This window comes from Streptomyces sp. NPDC058459 (genome assembly GCF_042721685.1).
Taxonomy (GTDB): Bacteria; Actinomycetota; Actinomycetes; order Streptomycetales; family Streptomycetaceae; genus Streptomyces.
This window is the reverse complement of the sequence record NZ_JBHXLV010000014.1, coordinates 1-14,554: the sequence shown is the minus strand read 5'-3', so window position 1 is coordinate 14,554 and position 14,554 is coordinate 1. Positions and strand designations below refer to the sequence as shown.

Below are 14,554 nucleotides of genomic sequence, written 5' to 3'. Positions count from 1 at the left end.
CCTTGTCGTCAGCCGGCCAGGGTGAAGACGTCACCCGTCGCCGCGCGCAGCTCGCACGCGTTGCCGTACGTCCGGTCGTACTCGACCTGCCTGCCGTGCCGGCGGCCGTGGGCCTGGGCGCGTACCGGTGCGTAGATCAGCGGGCACCTGGTGCCGCTGTCGCCGAGGCGGCTGAAGTCACCGTCGGCCGCCGCGAGTTGCGCGCATGCCTCGGCGGCCTTCGGGTGACCCTGTGGCGGGTCGCAGAGCAGCAGGGCGGCGCGGGTGCCGCCGCCGGTGGTACCGGGCCGCGTGACGGTGAGGGAGAGCCAGTCACCGGGTGCCGCGTGGGCCGTGGCGCCGGGGGTGAGCAGACAGGTGGCCATGAGGGCGGCGGCGAGCGCCGCCGTGCGTGTCGGACGGTTCATGTCCGGTGCATCGGCACGACGGCCGGGCCGCGCCAGTCCGCCTCACCCGAACGGCAGCCAGGACACCGGCCGCGCGGCACACCAGTTCGAGTCGGGTCCGTCAGTCGGCGGCGAGCCGGTAGGAGACCGTGCCGAAGCCGACGAGGTCCCCCTCGCGCACCGCGACCGCGCCCAGCACCCGGCGCCCGTTGACGGTGGTGCCGTTGGTGGAGCCGAGGTCCCGCAGCACCCATATCCCGCCCTGGTGGCGCAGCTCGGCGTGCACGCGGGATACGGTGTCGTGGTTGAGCCGGAGCCCGTTGGCGGGGTCGCGGCCGATGCGCAGCGGATGGCCGTGCGCGGGATGGGGCAGCAGCAGCTTGGGCAGCCGCTCGGCGTGCCAGGCCCGGCGCAGTCGGACGGAGAAGCCGGACACGGCCTCCACGGTGCCGAACAGGGCGCGGCTCAGCCGGTTGCCGTCCCGCAGATCGGCGGTGAGCACGGCGAGTTCACGAGAGCTGCGCGCGGCGAGGACCAGCTCCACGCGGTGCGCGAACGTGTCGTGCGACAGCCGGCCCAGGGCGACGCCGTCCCGCAGTACCCGCAGCGCCTTGTCACGTTCCGCGTCGGAGACCCGTACGGGATACACGGGGAATTCGAAGGACGACGTCACGTTCGTGATTGTCGGGCAGCGCACCCCGAGGTGTCCAGAAGCGGCAACCGGCGTCCCGGCGCGCCCACTTCCACGACACTCGGCCGGAAAGCCCGGATCAGAAGGCGGATTGATCGAATTCGCGGCACGATGGACGGACTGCATCACGGTGAGCAGACGAAGGGGAACCGTCCGTGAAGTTCGAGGTGTGGGCACCACAGGCAGGCCGGGTCGCGCTCCAGTGCGAGGGCGTCACACGGGCGATGGAACCCGATCCCCAGCGGGCCGGCTGGTGGACGGCCGAGGCGGACGCGGCGGACGGCACGCGCTACGGCTTCGCGCTGGACGACGGCCCTGTCCTGCCCGACCCGTGCTCGCGGCGCCTCCCGGACGGCCCGGAGGGGCTGAGCGCGGTCGTGGACCAGGACCGGTACGAGTGGCGGGCCGACTGGCCTGGGCGCGGGCTGCCGGGCGCGGTGCTGTACGAGCTGCACGTGGGCACGTACACCCCCGAGGGCACGCTGGACTCGGCCGCCGGACGGCTCGACCACCTTCGGGAACTGGGCGTCACCCACGTCGAGTTGATGCCTCTCTGCTCCTTCCCCGGGCGGCACGGCTGGGGGTACGACGGGGTGGCGCCGTGGGCGGTGCACGAGCCGTACGGCGGCCCCGGGGCACTGAAGCGGTTCGTGGACCGGGCGCATGAACTGGGCCTCGGTGTCGTCCTGGACGTGGTCCACAACCACCTGGGCCCCTCCGGCAACCGACTCCCCTCCTTCGGGCCGTACTTCACCGAGACGCACCAGACCCCGTGGGGCGCCGCCGTGAACTTGGACGCGCCGGGCTCCGACGAGGTGCGCGGCTACTTCCGGGACAGCGCGCTGGCCTGGCTGCGGGACTACCGGCTGGACGGGCTGCGGCTGGACGCGGTCCACGCGCTGCACGACGATCGCGCCCTGCACTTCCTGGAGGAGCTGTCGGCCGCCGTGGACGCCCTGGGCGAGGAGGTGGACCGCCCGCTGTTCCTGATCGCGGAGTCCGACCTCAACGACCCCCGGCTGATCACCCCGCGCGCGGAGCACGGCCTCGGCCTGCACGCCCAGTGGAACGACGACTTCCACCACGCCCTGCACACCGCCCTGACGGACGAGTCCCAGGGCTACTACGCCGACTTCGCCCGCGCCCCGCTCGCCGCGCTGGCCAAGACCCTGACCGGCGGCTACTTCCACGACGGCACCTGGTCCAGCTTCCGGGGCCGGGCCCACGGCCGCCCGCTGGACCGGGCCCGGCTGAGCGGACACCGGCTGCTGGGCTACAGCCAGACCCACGACCAGATCGGCAACCGCGCCCAGGGCGACCGCCTCGCCGCCACCCTCTCCCCCGGCCTGCTGGCCTGCGCCGCCACGCTGACCCTGACCTCGCCGCTCACCCCGATGCTGTTCATGGGTGAGGAGTGGGCGGCCGGCACCCCTTGGCAGTACTTCACCGACCACACCGACCCCGAGCTGGCCGAGGCCGTACGGCGGGGCAGAAGGCGGGAGTTCGCGTCCCACGGCTGGGCCGAGGAGGAGGTCCCCGACCCCCAGGACCCGGCCACCCGCGACCGCTCCTGCCTGGACTGGTCCGAGCCCGCCCGCGACCCGCACGCCCGCGTCCTCGCCTGGTACCGCCGCCTCATCGCGCTGCGCCACGAGCGCCCCGACCTGACGGTCCCCGACCTCGCGGACACCAGGGTCGCCTACGACGAAGCCGCCCGCTGGCTGGCCTTCCGCCGGGGGGACATCCGCGTCGCGGTCAACCTGGGCAAGGAGCCCGCCGCCATCCCCCTTGGCACGGGCCGGCTGGAGATCCTTGCCGCGTGGGACGAGTCCGTGGAGCCGCCCGGTCCGGACGGGCTGCTCCAGGTGCCGGGCGAGTCCTGCGTGGTGCTGTCGCAGCCGTAGGGCCACCGGGCCCCTGCCGGGCCGGGGACTACTCCTCCTCCTTCAGCTCGGTGACCCGCTCCAGCATGATCGGCTCCCATGCCTTGAGCAGCGCGGCCCGCAGCGGGGCCGCGGCCGGCGTGTCGAGGTGCTCGGTCAGAGCGATCACCGTGTCGCAGCGGGCGAGCCAGAGACCGCGCAGGCAGGGGCGTGGGCCGTAGCCGGCGAGGGTGGCGGCGCGGACGGCGGCGGGGGCGCCGGCCGAGGTGGCGAGGGCGGCGATGTCCTCGGCCGGGTCGCCCAGGGACGCGCCGGTCCAGTCGAGGACGGCGCGGACCCGGCCGTCCGCGCTGATCAGCACATGTTCGTCGGTGAGGTGGTGGTGGGTGAGGACGGCCGGGCCCGCCTGCGCGGTGAGCTGCGCGGCCCCGGACGGCGTGAGCTGACGCAGCCGTCCCGTGTCGAACTCGTCGGCCGCGGCCAGCCGCTCGGCCGCGTGCGCGGCGATACGGCGCAGCGCCCCCAGCGACCGGGCGGCCACGCGCGGCACACCAAGCGTCTCGGCCTGCCGCACCGGCACCGCGCGGAGCCCATTGAGCAGCCCGGCGAGGTCGGCCTCGCCGAGCGCGGACACCTCGTGCCCGCCGCCGAAGTCACCGGGCAGCCGGGCGTCGAGCGTGCAGGCGAGACCCGGCGTCCAGTCGCCGTACGCGGCACCCGCCGGGACGGCTAAGGGCAGGTGCGGCCGCACCAGATCGCGCAGCCGCGCCTCCCGGCGCAGCCGTACGGACGCCTCGCGGTCGGGGGCGAGCCGCAGCACATGCCGGGAGCCGACCCACCAGGTGTACGGCCTCCCCTCCACGACGGGCCGCACCTGGAGCCCCTCCGCCGTGCCGCTCCTGAGCAGTGAGCGGACCAGTGCGCGCACGGAGTCCGCGGTGGGGGTCGGTGGCCGGGTCATGGGTCGTGTCTCGCCGTTCCGCAGGTCGTCGGAAGAGTTCGCTGCTCAGTCCACCACGACCATCTCACGGGTGGTGTCGTTCAGGCGGCGCCCGCCGTCCTCCGTCACCGTCACGATGTCCTCGATCCGCACCCCGAAACGGCCGGGCAGGTAGATGCCGGGCTCGACGGAGAAGCACATGCCGGGCACGAGCGGCTGTTCCTCGCCCTCGATCATGTACGGCGGCTCGTGGGTGGTGACGCCGATGCCGTGTCCGGTGCGGTGGATGAAGTACGGCCCGTAGCCCGCGTCCTCGATCACCCTGCGGGCGGCGCGGTCGACGTCCTGGCAGGTGGCGCCCGGCCGGACGGCGCGGAACCCGGCCTCCTGGGCGGCCCGCACGATGTCGTGCACCCGGCGCTCCTCCTCGGTCGGCTCGCCCACGTGCACGGTGCGTGTGGTGTCGGAGCCGTAGCCGTCCTTGAGGCCGCCGAAGTCGAGGACGACCATGTCGCCGCGCCGGATGACCCGCTCCCCGACCTCGTGGTGCGGGTTGGCACCGTTGGGGCCGGAGCCGACGATGGTGAAGTCGACCTGGGAGTGCCCGAACCGGCGCAGCAGCCCGGCGAGGTCGCGCCCCACCTCGTCCTCGCGGCGCCCGGCGAAGGGCAGCTTGCGGATCTCCTCGAAGGCGGCGTCGGCAGCGGCTCCGGCGGCGGCCAGCAGTTCCAGCTCGGCGGGGTCCTTGACGGCCCGCAGCATGGGCAGCGCGTCGGTGAGCGCGGCGCACCTGAGGTCCGGCAGCACCCGCTGGAGGGCCAGCAGATGCAGCGCCCAGGTGTTGTCGCTGACGCCGACGCCGCCCCCGGGGCCGAGCAGCTCGGCGGTGAGGGAGTGCGGGTCCTCGCCGTCGGTCCATTTCAGCAGGGTGAGCGCGGGGGCGCCCGCGGCCCGCTCGGCGTCGGGCGCCTCCAGCGCGGGGACCACGAGCACGGGCTCACGGCCGGGCACGAGGACCAGCAGGGTGAGGCGCTCGGTGACGGGAGGCGCGTACCCCGTGAGCCAGACCAGGTCCGGCCCCAGCGCCACGAGCAGCCCCCCGAGCCCCGCCTCGGCGGCGGCGCGGGTAGCGCGCGTCAGCCGGGCGCGGTAGTCCTCGGCGGTGAAGATCGCGGGCGTGCTGCCGGTCATCCGGGCCTCCGGGTGTGGTCGTGGCGGCGGGGCGTACAGCCGACCGGACGCGGGGCCCGCGGGCCGCCCGGGGTGGCCGGGGCGGACGGTCGGCACAGGGCCATCATGACGCGCGGGACATACGGCGACCACCGGGTTCGCGAGGGCCGCCGGGCGCGCGGGGACGCCGTCAGCCGGTGAGCTGGAGCCGCCCCGGTGCCTGGCCGGGGACGAAGCCGTGCGCCCGGCCGCCCAGCCACTCGGCCTTGTAACGGTCGACCTCGCGATGCCAGTTGAGGATGCCCGCGAGCCAGTTCTGAAGGTCGAGGACATAGTCGCCCATCGCCGCCCGCGCCTCCTCGGACAGCTGGAAGTCGTCGTACAGCACGGGCAGTTCATGTGCCGCTACATGCTCGAACTGCCGCATGCGCTGGGTCATCAGGTCGTGGACGACGGCGAGCGCGGCCGGGTAGCCGATGCGGAAGAAGTTCTGGACGACGAGGATCGCGTTGTGGATCTCACCCTCGTACTCGATCTCCTTCTGGTACGAGAAGACGTCGTTGAGCAGGCAGGCGTAGTCGATGGCCGCGTTCTCCAGGGAGCGCACCGGACCGCTGCGGTACACCTCGGGCGGGATGGCGGGGCCCTGGCCCATCCGGCACATGCTAAGGGTGAGGTCGGAGCCGAAGGTGGCGCGGCGCATCTCCAGGTAGTCGACCGGGTCGGGGACGCGGTGCTGGAGCTGGTTGGACAGCTCCCACACCCAGCTCTCGGTCATCACGTCGACGGCGGCCTTCAGGGTGTGCCGCTGCTCGGCGCTCATCGGCGCGGTGGTCCGGGTCCACAGGTCGACCAGCCCGCGTTCCATGGCGTTGGCCGGGTCGATCCCCGGTTCGCCGTCCACCGGCATGCACCGGGACAGCCGGGCCGTGGTCACGCGGGCGGCGGCCAGGTCGCGGCGGTGGCCGTACACCAGAGGGTAGTAGTCGTCGCCGTACGTCCCCCAGGCGAGCCAGCGCGCGCTCAGGTCGAGGGCGTCGGGCGTGGCGTCGGGATCGAGTCCGGCTGAGCACAGCGCGAGGTCGTACGCGGCGAGTTTGTCCTCGTCCCAGACGCCCTCGCTCAGGATGCCCATGTCCTGGCACCACGTGACGAGGTTCTCCCGAGCGGCGCCGGCGTGCGGGCTCAGCCGCAGCGGGAACGGCATGTGGAAGTCGGGCAGCAGCGAGGGGCCGACCTTCTGGTACGGCACATGCGTGTGCGCGCGCAGGCGTTCGGCGCCGGCTGAGGCCAGCAGGGCGCGGATGTCGGTGGCCGAGGTGCCGGGGCCGCCCGGCACCTGCCAGGGGGTCTTCGAGCGCGCGCCCTGGTTCATGTACCGGCTGGAGCGCAGGTGCCACTCGTGGCCGCCGGACTGCCAGTCCTGAAGCCCCTTGGTGTAGGCGGCCACCGCCGCGACCTCGTCCGGCCGCAGACCGTTCTCCAGGGCGACGGCGGGCACTTCGGTGAGCGCGGTGTGCTCGAACTGGTGCAGCCGGGAGGTGAGGACGTCGTTGACGGTGTCGGCGGCCTCCTGGGTGGTGCAGCCGAAGAACTTCTCCAGCACCAGTACGCCGTTGCTGTTCTCGCCCTCCTCCTCCACCTCCCGCTGGTAGGAGAAGAGGTCGTTGCGCAGATGGACGCCGTCGGAGAAGGTCTCCATCAGCACCCGGAGCGGACGTGAGCGCGCGACCGCGGCGGGCACCTCGGCGGTCGCGTACTCCACCAGCCCCGCCGACCAGGGCGCGCCGCCCACCTTGCGGCGCATCTCGATGTACTCGACCGGGTTGGCGATCCGCCCCTCGTTGATGTTGGACAGTTCCCACAGCGACTCGTTCAGCAGGTGCTCGGTGGCCACCGCGAACCGGCGCCGCCAGTGCGGGGACATCGCGGGGACCGTGCGCGCCCACAGATCGGCGAGGCCCGCCTCGACCGGGTTCTCCGGCTCCGGTACGGGGGTCGCGGGGTCGAGCGGCATGAACAGCGGCAGCCGGTCCAGGTGCGCCTTGCCGGCGGCGCGGTCCTGGGTGCGCTTGAACATGTCCAGGAAGTGGTCGTCGAAGAAGAACACCCACACGTACCAGTCGGTGATCAGCGAGAGCGCCGGCCCGTCGCAGTCGGGGTGGGTGTAGGCGCACAGCAGGCCGTAGTCGTGTGCCTCCAGGTCGGCCTGGTCCCAGACCCCCGAGCCTTCCAGCATGCCCATCTCACGCGCCCACGCGGTGGAGTGGGTGCGGGCTTCGTCGAGATGCGGGTTGAGCCGCGCGGGATACGGCAGGTAGAAGTGCGGGAGTTCGAACGGCTGCGTCATGACGGGGCCCTACCCGCCGGGCAAATGGGTCATCCGCCGCGACCGGGATGATCACACCATCGCGTGAACCGGCCCCGGAACCGGGAACTCGTGCTGCACTGTGTGGCGTTGACCGTCACGGCCACACCCCTGCCCGCGGCCCGTTCTTCCGGCCCCGCCGTCGACATCCGGACGCCAACCACGACGAGCGGGTCTTCGGCGCCCCCGGCCGGCTGGACCTGGCCCGTACCCCCGACCCGCATCTGTGCCTGGGCGCCGACTTCGCCCGGCGGCGACTGCGCGTCCTCTACGAGGAGGTACCGCGCGCCCTGCCGGCCTGCGGCTCGGCGGGCCGGTGCCTCCGGGCGCCTCCGGGGTCAGCAACGGGGTGGCGTCACTGCCCGTCCGGGCCGGCTGACGGGTTGACCTGGATCAGGGCGTGAGTGCCGCCGGTGAGCCACTTGCGCCCCTCCGCCTTGTCGAGCGCGGCCTCGGTGGACGGGGAGAGCCCGGTGATCACCTCGGACTTCAGGGTGCGCAGCGCGGCCACCGGGCCGGGGAAGTAGGCGGTCACCTCGTCGAAGGGCGTGGTGGGCGGCCAGTACCGGTCGCCCACCAGGCGGCGGTAGTTGAGGTCGCCCTTGAACAGGGTGAGCCCGGCCGCCGCGAAGTCGGCGCGGAGGTCTTCCGGCATGTCGGCGTAGGGGAGCGGCGAGCAGGAGAAGGGGTGGGCCCGGACGGTGAGGCGGCCGTCGCCCATGGCCGACCAGAGCGTGTCGCCGTACTCCCCCGCCAGCCCCTCGGCCGAGCGCAGCCGGTGCAGCGCGTCGATCACATCGGCGGTGGTGGCGTCGGAGACGTAGTACGGGTCCGGCTTGACGTGCAGGACGGCCCGGCCGATGCGGGGCTCGGTGAGGAGCTGGGCGATGAGGAGCAGATCCGGGACGAGTTCGCGGCCGGCGTTGTCCGCGACCAGGCAGAGGGTGCCGGTGCCGTGCGGCGGGAGCAGTGACCAGAGGAGGTCGCTGTCGTCGGCGACCAGTCCGGGGGCCGGTTCGCGGTCCTGGCCGCCCTCCGAGGCGAGCCGGAAGCTGAGGTCGGCGCGGTTGCCCCAGAGGGAGCCGCTCAGCAGGGCCCGGTCGCGGTCACCGGCCGGGCGGCCGCGCAGTTCGTCGAGCGCGGCCAGTTCGTCGTCGGTCGCGGCGGAACGGAGTTCGCCGGTCTTGGACGGGCGGAACGGGTCGATGCCGCGCCAGGCTCCGGGGCCGAAGTAGCCGACGGCGTCGAGCAGCCGGCGGTAGAACAGGCTCTCGGACCACAGCCACGGCACGTCGAACCAGGACCGGCCCGCGTAGGTGTCCAGTCCCCAGCTCATCCAGCGTTCGCGGTCGGGCGCGTCGGCGGGGAGGGGTTCGATGACGCCCTCGGTGCAGTTCTTCAGCAGTGCGTCCAGCGCGCGCCGCCGCGCCGGCTCGTAGGGAAGGGCGTCGCGGACCTGGCGGATGATCGCGGGGTGCCGTTCGGCCAGCGTGCGGTGCGGGAACGAGCCGGGTTCGGCGGCGCGGATGACGGGCGCGGTGGGGGCGGCGTCGGACATGCCGTCACCGTATCGCGCGGGTCAGCCGGTCCTGGCCTCCCGCTCCAGCTGTGCCGCGAGGGCGAGATAGCGGGGGCGGCGGTGCACCGGGACCAGGCTGCGGAGCATGAGGTGCCACATCTCGGCGACCCTGCGGGGCAGCCGCGCGGGCGGTTCCAGGGTGCGCCCGGCGACCCGGGTGCCGACGAAGAAGCAGACCAGGGAGTGGGCGACGATCCCGGCGTCCAGGTCGGCGTGCACATCGCAGTCCCGGACCGCGCCGCCCAGCTTGCGGGAGGCGAACTCCAGCCATTCGGTGAAGGGATGCCGCAGCGGTGGCCGCATGGGCAGGTTGGTGGTGACCAGCCGGAGTCCGGCGCGGGGCACCGGGTCGTGCACGGCGAGGCGGGCGAGGGCGAACGTGGCGCGCATCAGCGCCTCCAGCGAGGAGCAGCCCCGGCTCTCGACCTCGGCCACCACCTGCCGGGCGGCCGCCGACTGGAGTTCCAGGATGGCGTGGGCCAGGTCCTCCTTGGCGGCGAAGTGGAAGTACAGGGCGCCCTTGGTGACGTTCGCGTGTCCGACGATGTCACTCAGACTGGTGGATTCGTACCCCTGCCGGTCGAACAGGTCGGCTGCGGCCGTGATGATCGTCGTCCGGGTCTGTTCAGCGCGCAACTGCCTCGCCATGGCCCGACCCCTCTCCTGCACGAACGGGACACGCGGTTTGTTTTAGCCCCTCGCATACGATAACTCACCGCGCGGCAACGGGAGTCCTGTGGGGCACACCAAGATTCACGACCGCTCCACACCCCCTCCTCCGCTCTTCCGGGATGAAGTGCGCCTTCCGCGTTTATCCGCTTCCGGGGGCTTACGGGGGTGCGGCGTCGCTTACGCGAAGATTCATGAGGGGCGCGGGGGACGCCAGAAACAGCCGATGCGGTCGGTGAATGGTTCATTTCATCTCGCCGAGGGCGTGAACACCCGCGCGCCGTAGCCCGTATTGGGGACCGCGACCCCCTTCACCACCCCGCCGAGGAGACGTCCCGGATGACTCGGATGACCGCCCGCCTGAGCACTCTGGCGGCCACCGCCGCGACCCCGCTCCTGTTGCTGCCGTGGACGGCCGCGCCCGCCCAGGCCCACGGCGCCCCCGTCGATCCGGTCAGCCGGGTCTACGCCTGCTCGCCCCAGGGTGGCAGCGCCAAGGGAACGCCCGCCTGCCAGGCCGCGATCGGGGCGAACGGCGCCCCGTTCACCGCGTGGGACAACCTGCGGGTGTCCGGCGTCGGCGGCCGTGACCGGCAGGTGATCCCGGACGGCAGACTGTGCAGCGGGAACCTGCCCGCCTATCGCGGTCTCGACCTCGCGCGCACCGACTGGCCCGCCACCCGGCTGACCGCGGGCAGCCGGATGACGCTGACGTACGCCTCCACGATCGCCCACGAGGGCACGTTCCGGCTGTACTTGACCAAGTCCGGCTACGACCCGGCGAAGCCGCTGAAGTGGTACGACCTGCCGGAGCGCCCGTTCGCCGAGATCAAGAACCCACCGCTGAGCAACGGCGCCTACCACCTCGGGGCGACGCTGCCCACCGGCCGGACGGGTCGTCAACTGCTGTACACGATCTGGCAGAACACCAGCACGCCGGACACCTACTACTCGTGTTCCGACGTGGTGCTCTCGGGCAGAAACGCCGCGTCCGGGGGTGGCGCGCGACCCGCGCCCAGCCGGAAACCGGCCGCGAAGGCGCCCGCCGCCTCCCCTTCCGCGCATGCCTCGCACCCGGCGTCCGCGCATCCTTCGGCAGCGGCCCCCGCTTCCGAGCCGCGCAGGGACTCCTCGTACGCCGCCGTGCCGGACGACGGCAAGCCGGTGGCCGAGGCGACCCGTGCGAAGTCGGGTCCGTCGGCTCCGCTGCTGGCGGGCGGTGCGGCCGTGGTGCTGCTGGTCACCGCGGCCGCCGCCCTCGTCCCACGCCTGCGCCGGCGCTGAGACGAGATCTTGAGGACGGGCCAGTCGACGAAGACCGGCCCGCGCGTCGGCCACCGGGGCGTACTCGGCGGTGGAGTAGCCGCCGGCGAAGCACAGCGACGACACCGAGATCGGCAACGAACGCGAGCACCCTGGACAAGGCCGACGCAGGGGGCCCGGCCGACGTCTCTCCCGGCAGGCCGTGGCCGTGCACATCGCCAACCTGCGCCAGAACAACTGGGCCAGCACGCCGGGCGTGTTCAGGCTGCCCGGCCTGAAGCCGGGCTTCAGCGACTCGGGCTGCTGAGCCGGTGACCGAGCCCGGCCGCCGGGGAGCGCGGGCGGCCTTCCGTGACCGGCGGGGGCGACGGCCGTTCTGGGGCGGGCCGCTGCTCATCCTGGGCGGCGCCGAGATCCCGCTCACCGAGAAGGCGCCGCTGAAGGTCGTCACGCACATCGGCACGCAGGGTCTGACGGGCCATCTGCCGCCCACTCTGATGGTGCTGCTCGGACTGCTCGTCCTCCTCGACCCGGCCAAGCGGCTGTTCCACTCGCTCACCGGCGTACTGGCCTCCCTGGGCACCTGGCTCGCGTCCGACCTGGGCGGCCTCTTCATCGGCCCTGCTCCTCGGCGTCACCGGCGGCTGCCTCGCCTTCGGCTGGCTGCCGGACCGGGAGGCCCCGGGTGTCGCGGCGGCGGCGCCGCCGGGAGCGGGTCGGCGGCTGAGCCGACCGCCACGCGCGCGAACCCGGCGGCACCCTGCCGCCGGGTTCTCCCTCTTTCAGGTGATGCGGGAACTTCTCCACCGGCGTGCCGAGTTCACCGGGCAGCGGGCACCGCCGGGCGTCCGCGATCCGTGCCGGAGGAAGCAGCCGCGAGTGGAAGGGGGCGTGCGGTCAAGGGGAGACGCGTGTGTCGACCGGGGTGTGAGCGGCGGGAGTGGCGCCCTCGTCCTTCATCGCCTTCGCCTCGCTCTTGAGGATGCGCAGGGACCTGCCCAGCGAGCGGGCGGTGTCCGGCAGCCTCTTGGAGCCGAAGAGCACGATGAAGACGATCGCCACGACCAGCAGATGCCAGGGTTCCAGTCCGTTGCGGAGCATGGCCGCCCTCCCTTTTCACACGTGATTCCTGACGTCCGGGGGCCCGCGCCCCCGATCCGCTCAGGGATGATTGCTACATTGCGCAACTGTACAACCCAGGGAGAGGCACAAGAGGGCGGCCGATGAGCATCACGAGCAGCCGGGGAACGGCACCGTCACAGCGACGCGGCGGCGCCCGGGGCACCCCGGAGGGCGAGGGCGGTCCCGGCGGCGGGGGCCGCGGCGCCCGGTCCGGCGCGCGGGACCAGCGGCGCCGCCGTGCGGGCAGAGCCCGGGTGGCACTCCTCGTCTGCCTGTCGCTGGTGGTCCTCGGCGGGGCCGGCGCGGGCTGGGTGTACCTGAAGCTCAACGGCAACATCCAGACCTTCGACGCGGGCGGCCTCTCCGACAACCGCCCGGCGGGCTCGTCCAAGGGTGAGAACGTCCTGGTGATCGGCTCCGACGCGCGTACCGACGGCAACGCGGCGCTGGGCGGCGGCGACAAGGACGCCGTCGGCCGCTCCGACACCACACTGCTGCTGCACATATACGCCGACCACCGGCACGCGCTCGCCGTGTCCATACCCCGCGACACCCTGGTGACGATCCCGCCCTGCAAGCTCCCCGCCGGCGGCTGGACCCAGGCCCAGCCGAACACCATGTTCAACGCCGCCTTCTCGGTGGGCGAGACCGACAAGGGCAACCCGGCCTGCACGCAGAACACCGTGGAGCAGCTCACCGGGCTGCGGGTCGACCACACCGTGGTCGTGGACTTCAAGGGCTTCGCCGCGCTCACCCAGGTGGTCGGCGGGGTGAAGGTGTGCCTGCCCGGCGACGTCTTCCAGAAGGACCTGAACCCCAACCGGAGCACCCGGGGCACGCTGCTGTTCCGGCGGGGCGAGCAGACCGTCTCGGGGCAGCGGGCGCTGGACTACGTCCGCCTCAGGCACGGCATCGGCGACGGCTCCGACATAGGACGGATCAAGCGGCAGCAGGCGTTCGTGGGCAGCCTGCTGAAGGAGGTCAAGGACAAGGGCTTCACCCCGACGAAGCTGCTGCCGCTGGCCGACGCCGCGACCAGGTCGATGACCGTCGACCCGGGGCTGGGCAGCGCCGACAAGCTGCTGTCGTTCGCCATGTCGCTGAAGAACGTCGACCTGCACAACACCAAGTTCGTCACCGTGCCCTGGCGGTACGCGGGTGAGCGGGTGGCGGTCGTGGAGCCGGACGCCGGTGAGCTGTGGGCGGCGCTGAGGGCGGACCGCACGATCGACGGCGCGGACGCCAGCGGCGGCAAGGGCCACGCGACGAGGAAGCCCGGCCCGGCAGCACCTTCGCCCGCCCCGGTCTCCGGCCAGGGCATCGGCGTGGCCGTCTACAACGGCACCACGGTGACGGGGCTCGCCGCGAAGGGCTCGGCCGCGCTCACCGCGTCCGGCTTCACGGTCACCGGCACGGCCACCGCGCTCTCCCAGAACCATCTGGCGACGGTCGTCCAGTACGGTCCGGGCATGGCTGACCGTGCGCGGACCGTGGCCAAGGTGTTCCCCGGCGCACAGATGGAGCAGATCGGCGCGCCCCGCATCAACGTGGTCCTCGGCCAGGCGTACGCGACGAACCCGGTCCCCGCCTCGACCTCGGCCTCGGTGCCCAGCGAGGTGGCAAACGGGGCGCGTTCGGCCGACGACAACCCCTGCGCGAACCTCACCTACGGCTGACGCCGGACGTGGCGCACCCATGCCAACGGTCAGCGCGAGCGCGCGGGGTCGAGCGCGCGGGGTCGAAGGGGAGCGCGGCGATCCCGCCGTACTCCTTGCCGACCGGTCCGGCGGCGGCCACCAGGACCGCGGCCGGGGAGCGGTCGGCGCGGCGTGCCCCGGCGGCACGCAGCACGCAGCTTACGGCGGCCGGGGTGTTCTTCCCGTGCTCGGCCGGCCGGGCGGCGGCCTCGGTGTCGTTCAGTCGGCGCGGGCCGGTGTCCAGGCGTCGTAGCGGTCGCAGCGAGTTGTCCGGCAGCGAGGTCACAGACCGCGCAGGCGGGGGGCCGGGGTGGCGGGGGCGGTCTGCTCGGTGAGCCGGCCGACGAGGAGGTGGACGACATCCACGAGGGCGGCCTGCTCGTCGGCGTCGACGAAGTAGACCTGACGGCGGCCCTCACGGCGGGAGCGGACGAGCCCGGCGAGCTTGAGCTTGGTGAGGTGCTGGCTGACGGCGGGCAGCGCGCCGCCGACCCGTTCGGCGAGCCCGGTGACATCGCTCTCGCCCTGGGCGAGCGCCCAGACGAGGTGCAGTCGCGCCGGGGAGGCGAGCAGTCCGAAGGCGGCGGCCGCCTCGGTGAGGATCTGCGGGGAGGGATCGTGGTGGCCGGTGCCGTGCCCTGTCGCCACTGCTCTCCTCCTCCGTTCTCCTCCTGGCCGGGTCCCGGCGTGTCCCGTCGCTGTCCGGTCAGCAAGTCTAGGGGCCCGCACGGGTCGTCCGGTCCGCCGCCGCCCGCATGCCCACCGTGCGGAGCGTGCCGGTGACGG

The 14,554-nt window shown here is 73.2% G+C and carries 13 protein-coding genes and 1 pseudogene; 4 read left to right on the top strand and 10 right to left on the bottom strand.

The features are described from left to right. Positions 1–8: 8 nt before the first annotated feature. Positions 9–407 (bottom strand): SSI family serine proteinase inhibitor, encoded by a 399-nt coding sequence (locus tag ACFWN1_RS05065; protein ID WP_384358307.1) that lies wholly within the window; start codon positions 405–407, stop codon positions 9–11. 100 nt (positions 408–507) lie between these two features. After that, positions 508–1,059 (bottom strand): FHA domain-containing protein, encoded by a 552-nt coding sequence (locus ACFWN1_RS05060; RefSeq protein ID WP_384358305.1) that lies wholly within the window; start codon positions 1,057–1,059, stop codon positions 508–510. Between the two features lie 173 nt (positions 1,060–1,232). On the opposite strand from ACFWN1_RS05060, the gene treZ reads away from it, so the two are divergent. Further along, positions 1,233–2,981, top strand: coding sequence for a malto-oligosyltrehalose trehalohydrolase (gene treZ, locus ACFWN1_RS05055; protein ID WP_384358303.1), 1,749 nt, complete (start codon positions 1,233–1,235; stop codon positions 2,979–2,981). A gap of 28 nt (positions 2,982–3,009) precedes the next feature. Here treZ and ACFWN1_RS05050 read toward each other — a convergent pair whose 3' ends face one another. The 5 genes from ACFWN1_RS05050 to ACFWN1_RS05030 all read right to left on the bottom strand — a co-directional run bounded on the left by ACFWN1_RS05050 (position 3,010) and on the right by ACFWN1_RS05030 (position 9,665). Beyond that, positions 3,010–3,921, bottom strand: coding sequence for a phosphotransferase family protein (locus ACFWN1_RS05050; RefSeq protein WP_384358301.1), 912 nt, complete (start codon positions 3,919–3,921; stop codon positions 3,010–3,012). Positions 3,922–3,966: 45 nt separating this feature from the next. After that, positions 3,967–5,091: a M24 family metallopeptidase gene (locus tag ACFWN1_RS05045; protein ID WP_384358299.1), complete on the bottom strand. Its 1,125-nt coding sequence runs from the start codon at positions 5,089–5,091 to the stop codon at positions 3,967–3,969. 169 nt (positions 5,092–5,260) lie between these two features. Next, positions 5,261–7,420 (bottom strand): germacradienol/geosmin synthase Cyc2, encoded by a 2,160-nt coding sequence (gene cyc2, locus ACFWN1_RS05040; RefSeq protein ID WP_384358297.1) that lies wholly within the window; start codon positions 7,418–7,420, stop codon positions 5,261–5,263. 373 nt (positions 7,421–7,793) lie between these two features. Next, entirely contained in the window at positions 7,794–8,996 is a 1,203-nt protein-coding gene (locus tag ACFWN1_RS05035; RefSeq protein WP_384358295.1) for a damage-control phosphatase ARMT1 family protein, read from the bottom strand. Positions 8,997–9,017: 21 nt separating this feature from the next. Beyond that, positions 9,018–9,665, bottom strand: coding sequence for a ScbR family autoregulator-binding transcription factor (locus tag ACFWN1_RS05030; RefSeq protein WP_384358293.1), 648 nt, complete (start codon positions 9,663–9,665; stop codon positions 9,018–9,020). A gap of 360 nt (positions 9,666–10,025) precedes the next feature. Here ACFWN1_RS05030 and ACFWN1_RS05025 point away from each other — a divergent pair, with 360 nt between their 5' ends. Continuing rightward, a complete protein-coding gene (locus ACFWN1_RS05025; RefSeq protein WP_384358291.1) occupies positions 10,026–10,970 on the top strand; it encodes a lytic polysaccharide monooxygenase in 945 nt (314 codons plus the stop codon). A 290-nt stretch (positions 10,971–11,260) separates the two neighbouring features. Continuing rightward, positions 11,261–11,676 (top strand): annotated as a pseudogene (locus ACFWN1_RS05020) (DUF6114 domain-containing protein). Between the two features lie 170 nt (positions 11,677–11,846). On the opposite strand, the gene tatA reads toward ACFWN1_RS05020, so the two are convergent. After that, on the bottom strand, positions 11,847–12,050 hold the full coding sequence (gene tatA / locus ACFWN1_RS05015) for a Sec-independent protein translocase subunit TatA (RefSeq protein ID WP_384358289.1): 204 nt from the start codon (positions 12,048–12,050) through the stop codon (positions 11,847–11,849). A gap of 122 nt (positions 12,051–12,172) precedes the next feature. On the opposite strand from tatA, the gene ACFWN1_RS05010 reads away from it, so the two are divergent. Beyond that, the gene (locus tag ACFWN1_RS05010; protein ID WP_384358287.1) at positions 12,173–13,747 is read left to right on the top strand and encodes an LCP family protein; all 1,575 of its coding nucleotides are present in this window, start codon (positions 12,173–12,175) and stop codon (positions 13,745–13,747) included. Here ACFWN1_RS05010 and ACFWN1_RS05005 read toward each other — a convergent pair. Both ACFWN1_RS05005 and ACFWN1_RS05000 read right to left on the bottom strand, forming a co-directional pair. Then, the gene (locus ACFWN1_RS05005) at positions 13,734–14,054 is read right to left on the bottom strand and encodes a hypothetical protein (RefSeq protein ID WP_384358285.1); all 321 of its coding nucleotides are present in this window, start codon (positions 14,052–14,054) and stop codon (positions 13,734–13,736) included. The genes ACFWN1_RS05010 and ACFWN1_RS05005 overlap by 14 nt on opposite strands. Then, on the bottom strand, positions 14,051–14,416 hold the full coding sequence (locus tag ACFWN1_RS05000; protein ID WP_384358283.1) for an ArsR/SmtB family transcription factor: 366 nt from the start codon (positions 14,414–14,416) through the stop codon (positions 14,051–14,053). The genes ACFWN1_RS05005 and ACFWN1_RS05000 overlap by 4 nt, the downstream gene beginning before the upstream one ends. Between the last annotated feature and the right edge of the window lie 138 nt (positions 14,417–14,554).